10 protein-coding genes are annotated in these 19,277 nt (G+C 65.2%); 7 read left to right on the forward strand and 3 right to left on the reverse strand.

Features of this window, described 5'->3' with window-relative positions:
* Positions 1-467: 467 nt before the first annotated feature.
* The 4 genes from GY769_15895 to GY769_15910 all read left to right on the forward strand — a co-directional run bounded on the left by GY769_15895 (position 468) and on the right by GY769_15910 (position 10,034).
* A complete protein-coding gene (locus tag GY769_15895) occupies positions 468-1,061 on the forward strand; it encodes a bifunctional metallophosphatase/5'-nucleotidase (GenBank protein ID MCP4203401.1) in 594 nt (197 codons plus the stop codon).
* Between the two features lie 102 nt (positions 1,062-1,163).
* Positions 1,164-6,878 carry a large extracellular alpha-helical protein gene (locus tag GY769_15900; protein ID MCP4203402.1) on the forward strand — a complete coding sequence of 1,905 codons (5,715 nt, stop codon included), beginning with the start codon at positions 1,164-1,166 and terminating at the stop codon, positions 6,876-6,878.
* On the forward strand, positions 6,875-9,151 hold the full coding sequence (gene pbpC / locus GY769_15905; GenBank protein MCP4203403.1) for a penicillin-binding protein 1C: 2,277 nt from the start codon (positions 6,875-6,877) through the stop codon (positions 9,149-9,151). Before GY769_15900 ends, pbpC begins: the two co-directional genes overlap by 4 nt.
* A gap of 109 nt (positions 9,152-9,260) precedes the next feature.
* Entirely contained in the window at positions 9,261-10,034 is a 774-nt protein-coding gene (locus tag GY769_15910; GenBank protein MCP4203404.1) for a ParA family protein, read from the forward strand.
* An 816-nt stretch (positions 10,035-10,850) separates the two neighbouring features.
* Here the strand turns inward: GY769_15910 and ychF are convergent.
* Positions 10,851-11,906, reverse strand: a complete 1,056-nt coding sequence (ychF, locus tag GY769_15915) for a redox-regulated ATPase YchF (GenBank protein MCP4203405.1) — start codon at positions 11,904-11,906, stop codon at positions 10,851-10,853.
* A 298-nt stretch (positions 11,907-12,204) separates the two neighbouring features.
* Between ychF and GY769_15920 the strand changes: the two genes are divergently transcribed.
* Genes GY769_15920 through GY769_15930 form a run of 3 tightly spaced genes read left to right on the forward strand, consistent with a single transcriptional unit; the run spans position 12,205 to position 14,944 of the window.
* On the forward strand, positions 12,205-13,911 hold the full coding sequence (locus tag GY769_15920) for a VCBS repeat-containing protein (GenBank protein ID MCP4203406.1): 1,707 nt from the start codon (positions 12,205-12,207) through the stop codon (positions 13,909-13,911).
* Positions 13,623-14,237 (forward strand): VCBS repeat-containing protein, encoded by a 615-nt coding sequence (locus GY769_15925; protein ID MCP4203407.1) that lies wholly within the window; start codon positions 13,623-13,625, stop codon positions 14,235-14,237. The genes GY769_15920 and GY769_15925 overlap by 289 nt, the downstream gene beginning before the upstream one ends.
* Before the next feature lie 20 nt (positions 14,238-14,257).
* A complete protein-coding gene (locus GY769_15930) occupies positions 14,258-14,944 on the forward strand; it encodes a hypothetical protein (GenBank protein ID MCP4203408.1) in 687 nt (228 codons plus the stop codon).
* A gap of 48 nt (positions 14,945-14,992) precedes the next feature.
* Here GY769_15930 and GY769_15935 read toward each other — a convergent pair whose 3' ends face one another.
* Together GY769_15935 and GY769_15940 are read right to left on the reverse strand one after the other, a co-directional pair.
* A complete protein-coding gene (locus tag GY769_15935; GenBank protein MCP4203409.1) occupies positions 14,993-18,148 on the reverse strand; it encodes an efflux RND transporter permease subunit in 3,156 nt (1,051 codons plus the stop codon).
* Positions 18,145-19,277, reverse strand: a 1,133-nt coding sequence (locus GY769_15940) for a cytochrome P450 (GenBank protein ID MCP4203410.1), incomplete at its 5' end; no start/stop codon positions are given. The genes GY769_15935 and GY769_15940, both read right to left, overlap by 4 nt.

Raw genomic sequence — 19,277 nt, forward strand, 5'->3', positions numbered from 1 at the left:
CCCGCTGCGGTGCGGGCAAATCGCTTGTCCTCGTCTCCCCCTCCAGTCGCCACGCCGGATCCTCGCACCGCCTCAAACGGCTCCGCGCCGGCCAGGCCGAGACCGGCTCTTCGCATCGAGCCCTTGGTTCCCGCGGGGGAGATTTCTTAGCGCGGAGAGAAGGCGGCTCGGCGGGCGATTCGCCCAGGGGGCTCGCCGCAAGCGCACACGAGGTCGAATCGGAGGCCTCGGATGGTCTGCGCGCAGCGGCGCGCAGGCGAGAGCCAACTCATGCAGGCCTTTCAGCTCGAGCCGGCCCCTGGAGAATCGCCTGTCGACCGACGTCGACGCGCGGCGGCCCGGGCCGGGAGCCGAGGCGGCCCCTGGCCGGCTGCCTGGCGAGCGGCGACGAAGCCCGGACCCGGTCGCCACCCTTCGCTTCGCCCGAGGGCAAGCAGAGGTTGACCGCCGTGCAATAACATGACGCGATGCACCCCGGATCGCGAACGGTCTACGTGGACTTCGACGACGTCCTCTGCGCGACCGCGCGAGGATTCCTCGATGTCCTGCGTCGAGAGTTCGGCAAGACGATCGAGTTCGAAGACATCGTGGATTTCGATCTCGGCCGGTCGTTCGCGCTTGCGCCTGCCGAGCTCGAGCGTTTTTTCGACGCCGTCCACGAGGCCGATGTTCTGGCCGGCTTCGAGCCCGTGGAAGGCGCGTTCGAGGCTCTGTCGGCCTGGCAGGAGCTCGGCTACGAGATCGAGGTCGTTACCGGCCGCCCGCCCGACACCCGCAAAGCCTCGGAGGCCTGGCTCGCGGCGCACGAGGTGGCCTATGACGACTTGACCTTCGTCGCAAAGTACGACCATGCTCCCGGTGGCACACCCTTGGACGAGATCGTGGCGCGCGACTATGCCTGGGTGGTGGAGGATTCATTCGCGACCGCCGAGCGGTTGGCGATCGGTGGCCATCGCGTGCACCTGCTCGACCGGCCGTGGAACCGGCTCGCGTCGCGAGCCGACGACAAGATCCGGCGCTGCGCCGATTGGAACGAAGTCCGGCTCTCGGTCGAGGCGTGAGTCGAGGCGCGTTTCTTTCTGGCAGTCGGCTTGCAACTAGCTGTCTGCACATGCGACGGCTCCATCCACCAGGAGCAGCCCCAACCGGTTAGGTTGCGCATCATGTCGGCAACTCGCTTCCGGATCGACTCGACTTTGAAGCAGGTTGCCGCTGTGCTGCTGCTCCTCGTGGCACCAGTCGCCGCCGAATCCGAAAACCTCAACGTCCTCCGCATCAATCCGAGCGGCGTCGACGTTCCGGCGCAGCGCCAGATCGTCTTTCAATTCGATCGGAAGATGGTGCCCGTTGGGCGCATGGACCGCACGGCCGCCGAGATCCCGATCACCATCACACCGGATCCGGTTTGCGAATGGCGCTGGCTCAACACGTCGGCGTTGGCGTGCCAACTTGGCCAGGACAACGCTCTCGTACCGGCGACCCGCTACCGCATTGTGGTGCGACCCGGCTTGGTAGCCGAAACCGGCGAGCGCCTAGAAGAGGAAGTGGTTCACGAGTTCGTGACCCAGCGGCCGAAGATCAGTCACTACTGGTTCGATCGGTGGCGATCGCCGGGGACACCGAAGATCCGGCTTACGTTCGATCAGCCGGTGCGAGAGGAGAGCGTGGCCGCGCACGTTTTCTTCGGCTCGCTAGCCGATCGTCTCCCGCGTGTGCCCCGTCATTCGATCCGGCTCGAGCCGGTCAACGAGCACGGATCTTCCTGGAATGTCTCACCGGACGAGGAGTTGCCGCTGTCGACCGAGCTGGCGCTGGTGGTCGAGCCCGGCGTCAGGTCGCGCCGGGGCGCGGAAGCCGGCATCGAGGAGCGGGAGGTCGTGGTCTTCAAGACCTTTCCCGAACACCGCTTCCTGGGCGTGCGCTGTCTCGACCTCGACAACAAGGACGTTTTCGTCTCGGTCGAACCGGATTCGCCGGACGAGCCGAAATGCAACCCGCTGGGTTGGGTCGGTTTGGTCTTTTCCTCTCCGGTCATCAAGGAAACGCTGAAGAGCCACCTCGGCGTTGCGCCCGATCTTGCCGGCGGCCGGGAGGACTACGACCCCTGGGAGAACGTTTACTCCTACTCCCGGCTGACTCAAGTCCCGACGGACCATCGCTATCTGAATCGGCTGCCCGAGGTGTTACACGCGGCCACCGAGTACCGGCTGACCGCGAAGGCAGAGGATCTTCGCGACGAGTTCGATCGTCCGCTGGCGGCGGACATCGACTTTCGCTTCTTCACAGATCATCGCAAGCCGCGCTTTGTCCTCGACAACTCGACCTCGACGCTTGAAAAAGGGGTCGACAGCCATCTTCCGGCAGTGGTGACCAACCTCGGTGAGGTCAAGGTTCGCTTCGACCGGCTGACCGCGACCGGCGAAGAGCGCGGCAGGCGGCGCGAGATGGCGATCCCCGAAGTGCCCGACGTCGCGTTCCGATACCCGCTCAAGGTGCGCGAGTGGCTCGATGGCGAGTCCGGCGCCGTGGTGGGGCACATCACCACCGAGCCGCGCCTGGGCAGCAACTGGTTCTTCTCGCAGGTCACGCCGTTCGGGATTCATGCCAAGACCGGCTTCTACAACACCCTGGTCTGGGTGACCGACCTCGACACCGGGGAGCCGGTGCCGGGAGCGCGGGTCGAGGTGCTGAAGCGGGTGTTCAGGTCGATGCGAGGAGAGGCGGGCGCACTGGCACGAGCGGTCACCGACGCCTCCGGTCTGGCGGTTCTTCCCGGAGCCGCCGACTTGGATCCCAATCGCGAGATGGCGGTTCGCTGGCTCGGCTACGACAACCCCCATCTCATCTTCAGGATCACGAAGAACGACGACTACGGGCTGGTGCCGATCGCCAACAGCTATTTCGTGCGCACGCGGGGGCCCAACGAGGTCTACATCCCGCGGCGCGAGAAGCCCCAGGGCGGCCACATCACGGCCTGGGGCCTGACGCCGCAGGGAATCTACCGGGCCGGCGACGAGATCGAATACAAGATCTACGTTCGCCGCGAGGGCAACCGTCGACTCGAGCCGGCGCCCCCGGGCGTTTACGAGCTCAAGGTCGAGGACCCGCAGGATCGGGTCGTCCACGAGCGCAAGGAGGTGGAGCTCAACGCCTTTGGAGCCTTTCACGGCAAGTTCGTGGTGCCCAAGACCGGAGCGGTGGGATGGCATCGATTCACGCTCAGGGCGAGTTTCGCCAAGAGTGAATCCTGGAGCCCGCTGAACGTCCTGGTCAGTGATTTCACGCCGGCCCCCTTTCGTGTCTCGACCGACCTCGACGCCGCCCATTATCGGGAAGGAGACGAAGTGGTCGTGGCGAGCCGGGCGGCGCTGCACTCCGGTGGGCCGTACCTCGAGGCCTCGACCCGCGTGGTGGCGACGATAACTCCCACCGTCTTCGTTCCGACCGATCCCGCGTTCCAGTGCTTCCGTTTCGCAACCGGTACCGACGTCCGGTCGGTGACCGTCCACAGCGGGGAGGCTCAGACCGACGATCGTGGCGAGCTCGAAACCCGGTTCAATCTGTCGGCGTCTTCGGTGGTCTATGGCCGGTTGACGGTCGAGACCGCGGTCCGGGACGATCGCGGCAAGTACGTGGCCGGAGCCGCCGTCGCCGGCTTCGCGTCCCGCGACCGGTTCGTCGGTATTCGACAGCCCGACTGGGTTCTTCAGGCCGGCCAGGCCGCGCGTGTCGAGGTGGTGGTGGCCGACGAGTTCGGCGCCGCGGTTGCGGGAGCCCCGGTGTCGATCTCGGTCGAGCATCGCAAGACCAAGGCCTCACGGGTCAAGGGAGCCGGGAACGCCTACCTGACGCAGTACACGCACGCCTGGGAAACCGAGTCCACTTGCGAGGTCGAGTCTCTGGACACCGTCGTCGCATGTGACTTCACGCCCGAGCACGCCGGTTCCTACCGGCTCACCGCGACCACTCGGGACAGCGAAAACCGTTCCGTCAGCAGCCACATCCGGAGATGGGTGGTCGGCAAGGGGCGCGTCCTCTGGGAGGAGCCACCGGGCAACCATCTCCAGATCGAGCCCGAGAAAGAGACACTCCGAGTCGGCGAGACCGCCCGTTACCTGATCAAGAACCCATTCCCGGGCGCCCGGGCGCTGGTCACCGTCGAGCGCTTCGGGGTCATCGACAAGTGGGTCGAGGTTCTCGACGATAGTTCACAGATCCTCGAGTTTGAGGTCAAGCCGGACTACCTGCCCGGCTTCTATCTTTCGGTGGTCGCCATGTCGCCGCGGGTCGCGCCGCCACCTGAGGATGATCGGGTCGATCTGGGCAAACCGAGTTTTCGCATGGGCTACGTCAGGGTGCCTGTCCGAGATCCCTACAAGGAGCTCCGAGTCCAAGCCACCCCGAGCGGTGAGGTCTTCAAACCCCGCGACAAGGTCTCGATCGAGATCCAGGCGGCCGATCGCCAGGGTGGAACGCCGAAGATGGAGTTCGCGGTCGCAGTGCTGGATGAAGCGGTCTTCGATCTTTTGACCGGCGGTCTCGAGCTCTTCGATCCGTATGCCGGCCTCTACCAGCTGCGCCCGTTGGACGTCCTCAACCACAACCTGCTCACGGCGCTGATCGGTTGGCAGAAGTTCGAGCAGAAGGGCGCCGACCCGGGAGGTGGGGGCAGCTCGGATGGGGCCTTGCGCAGCGTTTTCAACTTCGTGAGCTACTGGAACCCGTCAATTGCGGCCGATGCCGAGGGCCGAGCCGAAGTCGACTTCGAGGTGCCTGACAACCTGACCGGCTGGCGAGTGCTGGTGGTCGCGGTGACGCCCGACGACTACGTCGGGCTGGGTCAGGCGAGTTTCAAGGTGAACCGTCCGACCGAGATTCGGCCGGCTCTGCCCAACCAGGTGATCGAAGGAGATCGCTTCGAGGCTCGATTCACCGTTATGAATCGCACCGACAAGAAGCGCAAGCTCAAGATCACCGGAACGGCCGAGGGTGAGGTCAGCGGCTCCCCGGGCTTCAAGGCCAAGCTCGCAGCGGAGCCGTTTCGGAGGTACACGGTCGGTTTCCCGGTCGCCGCCGCCGATTCCGGCGAGATTCGCTTCGAGATTCGGGGTGGGGATCGCAGCGACTCGGACGGCCTGGCGGTCTCGATACCCGTGCGGAGACAGAAGGCGCTTCAGGCTGCGGCTACCTACGGCAGCACGACCGAGAACCGGGTCGAAGAAACCGTGGAGTTTCCGGTCGGGATTCGAACCGATGTCGGCCGGATCAGCGTAGTCGCGAGCCCGTCGGTGATCGGCTCGTTGGAAGGCGCCTTCGAGTACTTGCGCGACTATCCCTATGTTTGCTGGGAACAGAGACTGAGCAAAGGCGTCATGGCGGCTCACTTTCTCGAGCTGCGCCGATTCCTGGATCCCGACCTGGTCTGGGAAGGCGCCGAGCAGTTGCCGCTCTCGATGCTCGCGGAGGCCGCCGATTTTCAGGCACCCAATGGCGGCATGGTCTACTGGCGGCCGCACAACGACTACGTCAGTCCGTATCTGAGCGCCTACACGGCACTGGCATTCGGCTGGCTCCGCGAGCTGGGCTACGAGATTCCGTCGGGCGTCGAGTCCCGGCTTCACGACTATCTCGGACGCTTGTTGCGCAAGGATGTCTTTCCGGCCTTCTACAGCAAAGGCATGGCGTCGAGCGTGCGCGCCGTGGCCCTGGCGGCGATGGCGCGCGCGGGGAAGGTGACTTTGCTCGATCTGGGGCGCTACAGAGCTCACGTTCCGGAGATGGACCTGTTCGGCAAGGCCCACTATCTTCAAGCCCTGAAGCTCACCGCGGGAACCGACGAATCGCGAGACGAGATCGAGAACACGATTCTCGGCCACGCCAATGAAACGGGAGGCAAGATCGTCTTCTCCGAAAGCCTGGATGACGGCTACGCTCGGATGCTCCATTCCGAGACCCGGACGAACTGCTCGATTCTGAGCACTCTGGCTCTTCGGCCCGAGCAGCGGGCAGGAGCCGGTTTGGCCCAACTGCCCTTCAAGCTGGCGCGTTCGATCACGCAAACCCGCAAGCAACGGCACCACTGGGAGAACACTCAGGAGAACATGTTCTGTTCCCGGGCGCTGATCGAGTACAGTCGCGAATTCGAGGCCGTCGAGCCGAACATGACGGTCCGAGTCGCTGTCGGCGACGAGTCAATCGGCGAGACGGTGCTCGACGACGCACGGGACCCCGTCGTCGAATTCGAGCGCAAGATCGCGCAGAAAGATCCGGGTACCCAGACGATCGTCGGTCTGGATCGGGACGGTGAGGGCCGCCTCTACTACTCGGTGCGGCTCTTTTATTCACCAGCGGCGCTCGAGCAGCGGCGGATCAACTCGGGGATCTCGGTGCGTCGCGAGTATAGCGTCGAGCGCGACGGAGGCTGGGTCAGGCTCGAGAGCCCGGCAAGGGTGAAACAGGGCGAGCTGGTTCGGGTGGACCTGTTCGTCGACCTACCGGCGCCGCGCAACTTCGTGGTCGTGAACGATCCCGTCCCGGGCGGCCTGGAGCCGGTGAACCGCGAGCTGGCAACGGCGTCGACGATCGACGCCGACAAGGCTACGAATGTCTTCCCTGCCGATTCCTACTACTACGAGTACGGCGATTGGCGGCGCTACGCTTACACGCGCTGGAGCTTCTACCACCAGGAGCTGCGGCATGACTCGGTTCGCTTCTATTCGGACTATCTGCCCGCGGGCCGGTATCTTCTTTCCTACGTCGCGCAGGTCATCGCTCCGGGCGAGTTCACCATCCTGCCGCTCTACGTCGAGGAGATGTACGACCCCGACGTCTTTGGTCAAGGACTTCCCGGGTCGTTGCTGGCAGAAGCGCTGCCATGAAGTGGGGCCTTGGCTGCGTCGCCGCCGGTGCCCTTGGAGCTCTGGTCCTGGAGCTGACGACTCTCGCCGGGCTGCGACCTCTTCCCGAGACCTTGGAGGTTCGGGCAGGAGTCGCACCTCGCGCCCAGATTCTGGATCGCGGTGGGTTGCCGTTGACTCGTACGTTCGACAACAAGTGGAATCTCCACGACGCGGTGCCGCTTCACGCCGTGCCGGAGCTTCTGCGCAGCGCCTTCATCGAAGCGGAGGACCAGCGCTTTTTCGAGCACGACGGAGTGGACTGGAAGGCCCGGTTTCACGCGGTTGTGCAGAATCTGCGTGCCCGCCGAGCGGTTCGCGGCGCGAGCACGATTACCGAGCAGGTCGTGCGAATGCTCCATGACCGCAAACGAACCGTCTGGTCCCGCTGGCTGGAGGGCTTCGAGGCCCAGCGCCTCGAGCGGAGCTTCTCCAAGGGGGAGATACTCGAGTTCTACCTGAACCAGGTTCCCTACGCCCGCCGCCGCCGAGGTGTCGTTCAGGCGGCCCGAGACTATTTCGACCGTGATCTCGAGACTCTGAACGAGGCTGAGCAACTGGCGCTGGTGGTCCTGGTTCGAAGTCCGAGCCGGTTCGACCTCAAGCGCTCCCAGGACGGCGTTCTACCACGGCTCAAAAGCCTCGCCGCGAGGATGCACGAGGCGGGCTTGCTCGAGGCGGAGGCGGTCGAGCGAACGCAACGGAGCGCCCTCGCGCTTTCCGAGCCCGAGATCGAGGTGCGGGCTCCGCATTTCGTTCAGGCCGTGCGCGATCGAGCAGAGCCCGAAGAAGCGATTCGGGTCGGGACGACTCTCGACGGAGCCCTTCAGAGCCGGGTTCGAAAGATCCTCGAGAGCCAGATCGCGGTGCTGGCCGAACGCCAGGTCAGCGATGGCGCCGCTCTGATCGTGAATCATCGCGCGGACGAGGTTCTGGCGTGGGTCAACGCGGGAGCTTTCGAAGCCGAGGCCGCGGGCAGCCAGATTGACGCGGTATTGACGCCCAGGCAACCGGGCTCGACACTCAAGCCATTTGTCTACGCGCTGGCGCTCGAGCAGGGCTGGACCGCCGCGACGGTCATTGACGATGCCCCGTTCAAGCGCCCCGTGGGTCGCGGTCAGCACGCGTTTCGGAACTACAGCCGGCGTTTCTACGGACCGGTGCGATTGCGCTCGGCGCTGGGCAACTCACTCAACATTCCAGCGGTGCGAGCGGCGGCGGAGGTCACCCCGGCGGCGCTGCTGGCGCGGCTCCAGGCGCTGGGATTCGAGAGCCTCGATCGGCACCCGGACTTCTACGGCGAGGGTCTTGCGCTCGGCAACGGTGAAGTGAGTTTGCTCGAGCTGGTTTCAGCCTACGCGATACTCGCCCGTGGCGGTCTGTATCGATCCTTTCGGCTGACCCGAGGAGATGCCGAACCTCGTGCCGAACGGCAAGTCTTCGACCGGGAGGTCAGTTCCTTGATCGCCGACATTCTCTCCGATCCGGAGGCTCGGCGCTTGGAGTTCTCGGCCAACGGCGTCCTGAGCTTTCCGACTCCCACGGCGGTCAAGACGGGAACCTCCAACGACTATCGAGATGCCTGGGCGGTGGGCTTCTCTGATCGCTACACGGCGGGAGTGTGGATGGGCAATCTGGATCTCAGGGAGATGCAGGGGGTGTCGGGCGCGCAGGGACCGGCCGTGGTCTTACGCGCGATCTTCTCCGAGCTCGAGCGGGAGAGCGAGCAGAAGAGCCTGTATCTGAGTCCGAAGCTCGGGCGTGCCGCGATCTGCTCCGAGAGCGGCAGTCGTCCAGCGCCTTCCTGTCCGACCACCACCGAGTGGTTTCGTCCCGGCCGCGTGCCGCTCGACATCTGTGCCCTCCATCGGGCGGATTCGCTCGAGGCGACCCGCCTCGCGGAGTTACCGACGACCGTCGATCCGTCGATCCGAGATACCGGCTCCAGTCGCGAAGCCGTTGAGCGCGAATCGGTGAGAGTCTGGCTCGCGCAGCCATCGCCGGGGCTCAACCTGGCCCAGGATCCTCGGATACCCGACGACATGGAAGCGTTTCCATTCGAGATCTCGGGCAAAGCTCGAATCACTCGGATCGAGTGGCTGGTAGACGGCATTGCGGCGGGTAAAACCGGCCCCGATGAGCGCCGGTTTCTCTGGCCGCTGGCTGCCGGCCGGCACGAAGCCCAGGCGCGCGTCTGGACGGGGGCGGCAGCCGACCCTGTGGTCACGGCGCCGGTGGCGTTCTACGTGAGGTAGAGGCAGAGGTCGTAGCGGTCGACTAACGCTTGCCCTCGAGCGAAGCGAAGGGTCTCGACCGTCTTGGTAAGCTTCTTGGCCCGGTGAATCGGAAAGAAAGGAGCTCGGCATGATCTTGGCGCTGACCAACGTGAAAGGTGGGGTAGGCAAGACTACGACCGCGGTCAATCTGGCGGCGGCCTTTGCCAACAGCGAGCTGCGCGTGCTGGTGGTGGATCTCGACCCCCAGGGCTCGGCTTCCGCCTGTCTCGGAGTGGCGCCGAAAGACCTCGAGCCGTCGATGGCAGACGTGCTCATGGGCGAGGTCGAGGCCGCGGATGCCCTGGTCGACACCGGTATCAATCGCTTTGACCTCCTGACCGGCTCGATGGCTCTCGCCAACGTCAACATCGCGCTGGCCCGGAAGAAGAACGGCGAGCGGCGGCTGATCGAGACCCTGCGGCCGATCACGCGGCGCTATGATTTCATCCTCATTGACTGCCCGCCGGGCCTGTCACTCTTGACTATCAACGCCCTGGCGGCCGCGCGTGCCTATATCCTTCCGGTGCTGCCGCACGAGCTCTCCTTCGATGCGATCGACCGTTTCTTCGAGGGCCTCGAGGGCGCCCGCGGCTACCTTCGCCGTCAGCCCGAGCTCCTCGGCATCCTGATGACGATGATCGACCATCGCACCAACATGACCGACGAGATGTCGCGCAAGATCCGCCGCAAACACAGCGGCAAGGTCTTTCGAACGACAATTCCGGTGAATGTGACCCTGGCTGAGGCCACCAAGCACGGCATGACGATTTTCGAGTACGAGCGCTGGTCGCCCGGCGCGCACGCCTACTCGCGCCTGGGAGCCGAAGTGCTCCGGCGTATGCGCGACCAGGGCCTGGCGTAGCGGTTCGAAGACCCGACCTCACCTGAAGCCGTCATTCTGAGGGCGTAGCCGAAGAATCCCGTCTCCCTGTCGACGGTAGCTCTTCGGTCTCACAAGCCGATTGAGGCCGCCGGTGCCCTCCTTTCGCTCGCGAGGAGAGGCTTCGCTCCAGGAGGCACGCGGCCGGCCTGACAGGCCAGTGCCGGAGTCGCGGTCGGCTCCACACCGTAGACGGTAGCGCTGAGGCACGGCGAGGATCGGGCAGAGCCGCCGCGTGAGGATCGGTCGTCAGGCATTGGTTGCCCAGGGGGCGGCTCGGGCTAAGAGGCCTTTGGTGAGTAGGCCCTCGCCTACCGATTGAGGCCGCCGGTGCCGCCTCTCCGCGAGCGCAGAGAGGCTCGCTCCGAGGCGCACGCGGCCGGCCTCCAGCCGCGGATCGCCGGAGTCCCTGTAGCGGTCGATCTCCGTGTGTACAACCTCGGGAGATCGCTGACAGTTGGGAGAATTCTGAGCCTTGGACGGCCTAGTCTTCAAAGGATCCGGCATTGTGCCTGAAGGAGCGCAGCGTGTGTCTCGGAGGGAGCCTCTCTGTGCTCCCGGAGAGACAGCACCGGCGCGACTCAATCCGTGCGAGAGGCCAGACGGTCGAGATCCTTCGCTTCGCTCGAGGGCAAGCGGAACTCGACCGCTACAACGCTCGCGCGGGCGCGGTGAGTCGGAGGCAGGGCTGGTTTGCGCGAGCGACGCGCAGGCGAGGGCCTGACTCCAGCAGTCCGACAAGCCCGAGCCGTCCCCAGGAGGATTCGCCTGCCCTTCGCCGCCGACGCGCTGTGCGGCCTACACGTTGAAGCGGACGTGCATGATCTCACCGTCCTGAACTGCGTACTCCTTGCCCTCCAGCCTCAGGACTCCCACCTCGCGACACTTGGCCATCGAGCCGTGCTCGAGGAGCTTGTCCCATGCGACCACCTCGGCGCGAATGAAGCCGCGGTCGAGATCGGAGTGGATGGTGCCCGCGGCTTTCTGAGCGATTGTGCCTTCGCGGATGGTCCAGGCTCGGCACTCGTCTTCGCCGACGGTGAAGAACGAGATCAGTCCGAGAAGCTCGTAGCTGGCGCGAATCGCCCGTACGAGGCTGGGCTCTTCAAGGCCGAGCTCCGCTAGAAACTCCCTCTGCTCGTCCTCGGGAAGCTCCGAGATCTCCTCTTCGATCGGCAGGCTCATGACAACGGTTCGCACGTGGGCGCCGGCATGGGGCGCCTCGACTCCCAGGTCGCCCTCGCTGACGTTCCAGACCACGAGGAGCGGCTTGGCCGACAGCAGCTGAAAGCCGCGCAGGCGCTTCTCGTCCGCTTCGGCCAGCTCGACCTGTCGGAGCGGAGTCTCGTTCTCGAGCGCGGGCTTGATGCTCTCGAGGAGCAGTTCGAGCTCGAGTCTCTCGTCCGGCGAAAGTCCGCGCTTCCGATTCTTCTCCAGCCGCTCGATCCGCCGCTCGACCAGCTCGAGGTCGGCGAAGATGAGCTCCAGGTCGAAGGACGCGAGATCTCGCTCGCCGTCGACCGAGCCCTCCGGGTGCGGAATCTCCTCGTCCTCGAAGGCCCGCACCACATGAATCAGGGCGGCGACCTCCTTGAGGCGGGTGAGATTCAAATCGGCCGAGCCCTCCTGGTGAGTTACGCCCGGGACGTCCACGAACTGGACCGTCGCCGGGGTCTTCTTCTTCGGGCTGAAGAGCCCCGTGAGCTTCTGCAGCCGCTCGTCGGGCACCTGGCAGATGGCCAGGTGAGCCTCCGAGCTCTTCGAGAACTTGTCCGTCGCCTCGTGTGAGTGCGTCAGCAGGTTGAAGAGGGTGGTCTTTCCGGTTTTGGGAAAGCCGACGATGCCTAGTTGCATGAATTCTCGCGAAGGCTGAGCCCTTTGGGGCGGAAACGGTGCGTTAGTAGGGAGAGCGAAGATTCGGCTGCGGAGAAAGGCAACCGAGGTCGAGCGCGCAGTCTAACTGTGACCGGCGAGCGGTGAAAGAGGCGAGACTCCTTGGAGTGTAGAGTGGGCCGCCCCGGCTGAAAGCGGTGCGTCATCGAGAAAGAGGTATTTGTATGGGGAGAGATGCAGACGGAGTCCATGGGTCAGGCATTCTGGCAGCCGAACGCTGCTGGCAGGTCTGGTAGTTGCGGGCCTCGCGTCAGGCGTTGTGCTCGCGAGCGGGCCGGCTCTGGCCGGCGAGCAGCCGCTCACGAAAAGCCGGTTGGCCGGGATCGGCGGCGGTCTTACGATTTTCAACGGAGCGGCCTCGGTCGAGTGGGCCGATCTCGACGGCGACGGGGATCTGGATGCACTCGCGGCGGCCGCGACCGACGGTATGCAAGGCGAGGTCGGATGGTGGAGATACAACTCGGTGTCCGGGAGCTTCGGCAACCGGATCGCGATCGACAATACCTACTGTGGGGCCCGCGACGTCCACGCCGTGGACCTCGATGGCGACGGCGACCTCGATGTGGTGAGCACGTCCTTTTTCGGCGACGTCGAAATGACGGTCTGCGACGGAGCCACCACCCACCTGGGTGAGCTCGCCTGGTGGGAGAACACCGCCGGCGACGCCTCGACCTGGAGCGCCAAGAAGTCGATCACTAACGCGATCACCCAGATGGATATCGTGACCTCCGCCGATCTGGACTGCGACGGCGACGTCGATCTTGTAGGTGCTGTTCGCGGGGACGACCAGATCCGGTGGTGGGAGAGCGACGGAACGCCGGGCGACGGAGGCTGGACCGAGCATGAGCTCGACGTGGCGGCCGAGCTCGACGCATCGAGCGTCGCCATCGCCGACTTCGACTCGGACGGCGACCCCGACGTGGCCGGTACCGCCAGTGGCGCTGATGACGTCTTGTGGTGGCAAAACGACGGCAGTCCGGCTGACGGCGGCTGGATGCGACACACCGTCGACGGGGACTTCAGCGACGCGCAATCGGTCGCGGCCGCCGACATCAACGCCGACGGCAAGCCCGATGTCGTCGCTTCGTCTCCCACCGGCGATGAGATCGCCTGGTTCGAGAACGACGGAACTCCGACCGGCTGGAGCAAACGTCCGATCGACGTCACCCTCGATTCCATCTATCTGGTTCGCACTCGGGACGTGGATCTCGACGGCGACGCCGATGTCCTGGCGGCCGCGGGCGTTGCGGGGATCGTCTCCTGGTATGAGAATCGCGCCGGAGACGGCTCGGTTTGGAGCCGCCACACCCTGGAGAGTAGCTACTCAGACACGCTCTCGGTGGACGCGGCCGACTTCGATCGGGACGGCGATATCGACTTTCTGGCGTCCGATTCGACACTCGACGAGGTCGCGGTTTGGGAGAACGGATCTCCAGTTCGTAGTGGAAAGTTCGGACCGGCGCAGGAGGTCATCGCGGCAACGGCGACGGTGAAACAGGTGGCGGCTGGAGATCTCGACGGCGACGGTGACGTCGACCTCGCTGGAGCGGACGCCCGATGGTTTGAGAACAGCTCCGGCGACGGCTCGACCTGGAGCCCCATGACATCGATTCGAGCAGCTTCGGCTTCGACACTGCCACGATCGTTGACCTGGACCTGGACGGCGATATGGATATTGTGGCCTCGAGCCAGGTCGAGCTCCACTGGTACGAGAATGACGGCACCCCTAACGACGACACGGGCGGCGGCCTCGGAAACTCCTGGACCCGCCACGTCATCGAGCCCCTGGGCACTTTCACCGGTCTCGGCGCTTCGATCGCGGTGGCCGACATCGACGGCGACAAGGATCCCGACGTCTACGGAGTGTCCTTGCCTGAGGATCGCATCCTCTGGTGGGAGAACGACGGCACGCCGGGTGACGACCTGGGCGGAGGCCTCGGAAACTCCTGGACCCGCCTCGACGTAGCCTGCCCACCGGCGACCGAGAGCCCACGACAGGCGGTAGCCGCCGACGTCGACGGCGACGGCGATCTCGACATCGTCACGGGGTCCCAGCTGAGCCCGGATCGTGTTGCCTGGTGGGAGAACGACGGCACGCCGGACGACGACAGCTGCGACGGGACCACCGGCCTTTCGTGGGCCTTCAACAGTGTGGTCCTTATTTCCTCCTCCTCCGTCGCGGTCGGCGACTACGATCGCGACGGGGATCTGGACATCGCTTCTTCGAACGCGAACATTCAGACCGCGCAATCAGCGACACGCAGGTCACGACGCTCGAAGCGTTCTCGCTGACCGGAGGTCGGCAGACGATCGTGCTGCCCGACGGCGACGCGAACCTGGCGGTCACTGCAGGGGGCGCGGCCAAGAACTATTTCATCGTTACCGAGGTCGGCCCCAACGCACTGGTTGCGCCCCCGGTGACCTTCCAAGTGACCCACCTCACGGAATCGAGCTCGACCGCCGAGGTCGTCACTACCGACACGCCGGTGGTGCTTGAGTCCGCCGCTAACGTCACGTCCAGCAACGTGGGTATCAGCGGGACCTGCCACGCCCTGACGCTCGGCCACACCGGCTCCGGCCTAGATCCGACCGCTTCGCCGACGAACTCGGCCGGTTGCCCGCTGGGCGAGTACGTTCAGAACGCGACGATCGCCCTGACAGCGTTTCCCGATCCGGGCTTTGTCATCGACGGCTGGACCAACACCGATGACGACCTGAGCACCGCCATTACCAACACGGTCACCATGCCCGCGACGTCTCTTTCTGTCTCGGTCACCTATGTTTTTCCCGATCACCTCACGATTTCGGACGAAGTCTTGACGGGGACCGGATCGAGGGAGGCCTGCCTGACGGTCACCGCGGGTCCCGGGGTCGTGGTCCAGGCGGGCTCCGACGTCACCTTCAGGGCCAGTCAGTCGATCACTCTCAGGGACGGCTTTTCGGTCGAATCGGGCGCGAGCTTCACTGCCGAGCTGATGCTGCCGGTGGCTTGTCCCTAAGCGCGCGCTTCGGAGCGCGGCCTGAGCTCCGAAGTGCTGCTGGTTCCGCTAGGGCTTGCGGTCCAGGACGCTGTAGACCGCGGGCACCAGGAGCAGGGTCAGGGCGGTCGAGGTCAGAAGGCCGCCGATGACGGTCAGCGCCATCGGACTGCGCAGCTCGGAGCCCTCGCCCAGGCCGATCGCCATCGGTAGCAAGCCCAGAACCGTGGTCGAGGTGGTCATCAGGATCGGCCGCAGCCGGACCCGCCCGGCCGCGGCCAGGGCTTCGAGCTTGGCCTTGCCCTCGCGCCGGAGGCGATTGGTGTAGTCGACCAGCAGGATCGCGTTGTTGACCACGACTCCGGCCAGGAGAATCGCGCCGATCAGAACCACGATCGAGAGATTGACGTTGAAGAGCCAAAGCGCGATCAAGACACCGACGAGCGCGAACGGCACGCTCAGCAGAATCACGAACGGGTGGAGTAGCGACTCGAACTGGGACGCCATGACCAGATAGACCATGAAGATGGCGAGCAGGATGGCCAGGCGCATCGAATTGAACGACACCTCCATCTCCTGGCGCTGGCCGCCGATCTGGGAGTCGAAGCCCGAAGGGAGGTCGAGGGCGGCGAGCGCCTCGCCGATGTCCTCGGACGCTCCGGCGAGGTCGCGGCCGGCGAGGTTGGCGGTAATGACGGCGACGCGCTCGCCCTCCGCGCGGCGGATCTCGGCCGGCCCCTCGACTTCCTCGATGGTGGCGACCGCCGACAGCGGCAGATTGGTGCCCTCGATCTCGGCCACGATCATGCGCTCGAGATCGGCGGCGCTGTCGCGAAACTCCTCGGCGGCCTGCAGCCGAATGTCGATGGCGCGGTCCTGGCGCTGGATGTCGGTCGTCACCGTGCCCTGCACCTTGGTGCGGATCACCGGGGCGACGTCGGCGATGGTCAGACCAAACTTTGCCAGCAGCGTGCGATCGAAGCGGATCTGGAGCTCGGGGCTGCCGCCCTCGGTCGAGCTCTTGACGTCCTCGATTCCGTTAATGTCACGCATGCTCTCGGAGAGCCGGTCGGCGAGCCGGCGCAGGAGCGGCAGGTTGTAGCCCCGGATCTCGACCTCGATCGGTGTGCGGAAGCTGAAGTATGACGGCCGTCCGAAGCGGTAGTCGAGATCTTCCTGGGCGTCGAGGGCCTCCCGCAGGTCAGCTATTAGAGAGTCTTCGCGCTCTTGCGAGGTGGGTGGCGTCAGAACCACGGTGACCTGGCCGATGTTCTCGCGCGTCTCGCCGCCCGAGCCGCCCTGTTCGTTGGATGCGCCGGCGATGGCGTAGACGGTCGCGATCCGGGGCAGGGCGCTCGCCGTGCGCTCGATCCGGGAGAGCCTGCGCTCGGTGACCTCGAGGTGGGTGCCGGGCGGCATTTCGACGTCGACGAAAAACTCGCCCTGGATGAGCTCGGGGATCAACTCGCGCCCCAGCCTCGGGGCCAGCGCCAGGCTGGCCGCCAGGATCAGGACGGCAATCGCGATCGTGACCAAAGGCCGCTTCAGTGCTCGGCTGAGCATGCGCTCGTAGTGATGCTCGAGACGTTCGAGGAGCATGCCGAAGAAGGCAAGGATGGGAGCGAACAGGGCATGGATGAGCCCGGCAATCGAGGTCACACCCCACTTGATCGGCCTGAGCCCGGCAACCGCGACCTTGACGCCGAGCTTGGAAACGGCGCCGTCGGCGGCTTCAGCGCCATCGTCCTCGTCGGGTGTCCAGCGCCGGGAGGCGAGCATCGGGATCACGGTCAGCGCGACCAGGAGCGAGACCACCAGGGAGAAGGTCACCGTCAGGGCCTGGTCGCCGAAGAGCTGGCCGGCGATGCCCTCGACGAAGACGATCGGAACGAACACACAGATCGTGGTCATGGTGCTCGCAACCACGGCTCGGCCGACCTCGGTCGTGCCCTTGTCGGCCGCATCGACCTCGTGGAGGCCCTGATCCAGCCGTCGCTGGATCGCTTCGAGCACCACGATCGAGTTGTCGACCAGCAGGCCGATTCCGAGCGTCAGCCCGCCCAACGACATGATGTTGAGCGAAATACCGAAGGCGTACATGAGAAAGAAGGTAGCGACGACCGAGATCGGAATCGCCAGACCGACGATGGCCGTGGTCTTCCAGCTGCGCAGAAAGATGAACAGCACGGCGATCGCGAGCAGGCCGCCGAAAAATGCGGTCTTGAGGACTTCAGAGATCGACTGGCGGATATAGCGAGCCTGATCGGTGATGACCGTGAGCCGCAACCGGGAGTTGCCTTTGCGTAGGGCCTCCTCGATCTCGGCGATGCGTTCCCGCACCGCGTCGGAAACGGCGACCGTGTTCGTGCCGCCCTCTTTGTAGATGGCGATCTCGACGCTTTCGAGACCGTCGATGCGGGTTACGATCTCGCGCTCCTTGTGGGACCGCACGACCTGGCCGACGTCTTCGAGACGGAGCACGGCACCGCCTTCGCTGGATAGGACGACGCGCTCGAGGTCTTCCGGTCGGAGGTACTCGTTGACGGTTCGGACCAGAAACTCGGTCTGGCCTTCACGCAGGCGGCCCCCGGTCAGATTGATGTTCTCCTGGGCCAGCCGGTCGGCGACTCGGGAGACCGGCACGCCCTTGCCGGCCAGCAGGCGTTCGTCGATTCGGACCTGGATCTCCTCTTCGAGGCCGCCCGAGACGATCGCGGCGGCGACGCCTTCGATGCGCTCGAGGGCCCGCTTGACTCTTTCCTCGGCAGTCAGCCGCAGCCGGATGAGGTCGTCGTCGCCGGTGAGCCCGAGCCTGACGATCGGATCGAGCGCCGGGTCGTAGCGCAAGAGCAGCGGGCGCTCGGCGTCCTGGGGTAGCTGGAGGACGTCGAGGCGCTCGCGTACGTCGAGCGCGGCGAGATCCATGTCCGTGCCCCAGGAGAACTCGAGCGTGACCTCGCTGAAGTCGATCCGCGAGCTCGACGTGACCCGGACGACGTTGTTGACCACACCGACCGCGTTCTCGATCGGTCGGGTGATCAGGTTCTCGACCTCGACCGGCGCCGCGCCCTCGAGCTCGGTTCGCACCGTTAACGAGGGGTAGGTGATATCCGGCAGAAGGTCGAGCGCCAAACGTTGGAACGACACCACCCCGAAGACCGCGGCGGCCAGGGCGAAGATGAAGACCGAGACCGGCCGCCGGGTGGAAAACTGGACGATCTTCACGCGGGTTCAGCGCTTGGCGAGGTGCCCCGATGCCGCGCCCGCACGCGCATCGGCATGCCGCCCTTCGGCCGCATCACGGTCCCCGCTTGGGTCTCCACCGGACGGTCGGAAACGCAATCGAGCTCGAAGCGCTGGCAGATGATCGACGCGATCACCTTGGTCTGTACCTCGGCGAGGCCCTGGCCGACGCAGAATCGGTGTCCGGCTCCGAACGGAATGTAGGCGAACTGCGAACGGCCTTCGATGGCCTCGGGCCGGAACCGCTCGGGGTCGAAACGCAGTGGATCCGGGAAGAGCTCTTCGATGCGGTGTGTGGCGTAGGGCGATACGATCACCATCGAGTCCTTCGGAACCAGGTAACCTGACAGAGTGTGCTCCTCGAGAGCGACCCGGGTGAAGTTATATGCCGGCGGATAGAGCCGCAGTGCTTCGTTCAGGCAGCAGCGCACGTATTCGAGCTTGGTGATGTCGCTGCTCTCGGGGAGGCGGTCACCGAGGACTTCGTCGACTTCTCGGTTCATACGCTCGCGGATGTCCGGGTTGCGAGACAGCTCGTAGAAAAGAAAGGTCAGGTTGGCCGCGGAGGTCTCGAAGCCGGCGTGGTAGGCGGTGAGCAGTTGATCGCGGAGCTCGGTGTCCGAAAAACCCTGGCCCTCTTCGACGCCGGCGCGAGCGAGTCCGGACAGCAGCGAGAAGTCGACCGAGCCGGACTCGCGCTGGCTGCGAATGACGGCATAGATGATTTCGTCGAGCTTCTTGAGCAGGCTTTCGAGTTTGCGCAAACGTAGCAGTGGCGGCGGTTTGAGCGATGCCCACATCGAGCGCGGTGGTTCCGGCCAGGCTTGGCGCACGGCCGCGACCAGCTCGGTAACCTGTTCGCCATAGCGCTCGTACTGCGAGCCCAGAACCCATTGGCCGATCAGGAGCTGCACCATACGGGTGAGATCGGGCTCGATGTCTATCGGCTCGCCGCTCTTCGCCGCAGCGCGCCAGCGCTCGACCTCGGGTGCGATGACCTCGGCGGCCTGCGGGACCTGATCGCGAATCGATTTGCGATTGAGCACGTTCTGGGTATGGCGGCGCTGTTTCTTCCAGAGCTCGCCCTCGCTGTTCAGGAGGCCGTTGCCGA

Source organism: bacterium, from assembly GCA_024224155.1.
GTDB lineage: Bacteria > Acidobacteriota > Thermoanaerobaculia > Multivoradales > JAHEKO01 > CALZIK01.

Coding starts and splice junctions, on each gene's coding strand:
- GY769_15895 (MCP4203401.1), top strand. CDS start 468: ATGCACCCCGGATCGCGAACGGTCTACGTGGACTTCGACGACGTCCTC.
- GY769_15900 (MCP4203402.1), top strand. CDS start 1,164: ATGTCGGCAACTCGCTTCCGGATCGACTCGACTTTGAAGCAGGTTGCC.
- pbpC (MCP4203403.1), top strand. CDS start 6,875: ATGAAGTGGGGCCTTGGCTGCGTCGCCGCCGGTGCCCTTGGAGCTCTG.
- GY769_15910 (MCP4203404.1), top strand. CDS start 9,261: ATGATCTTGGCGCTGACCAACGTGAAAGGTGGGGTAGGCAAGACTACG.
- ychF (MCP4203405.1), bottom strand. CDS start 11,906: ATGCAACTAGGCATCGTCGGCTTTCCCAAAACCGGAAAGACCACCCTC.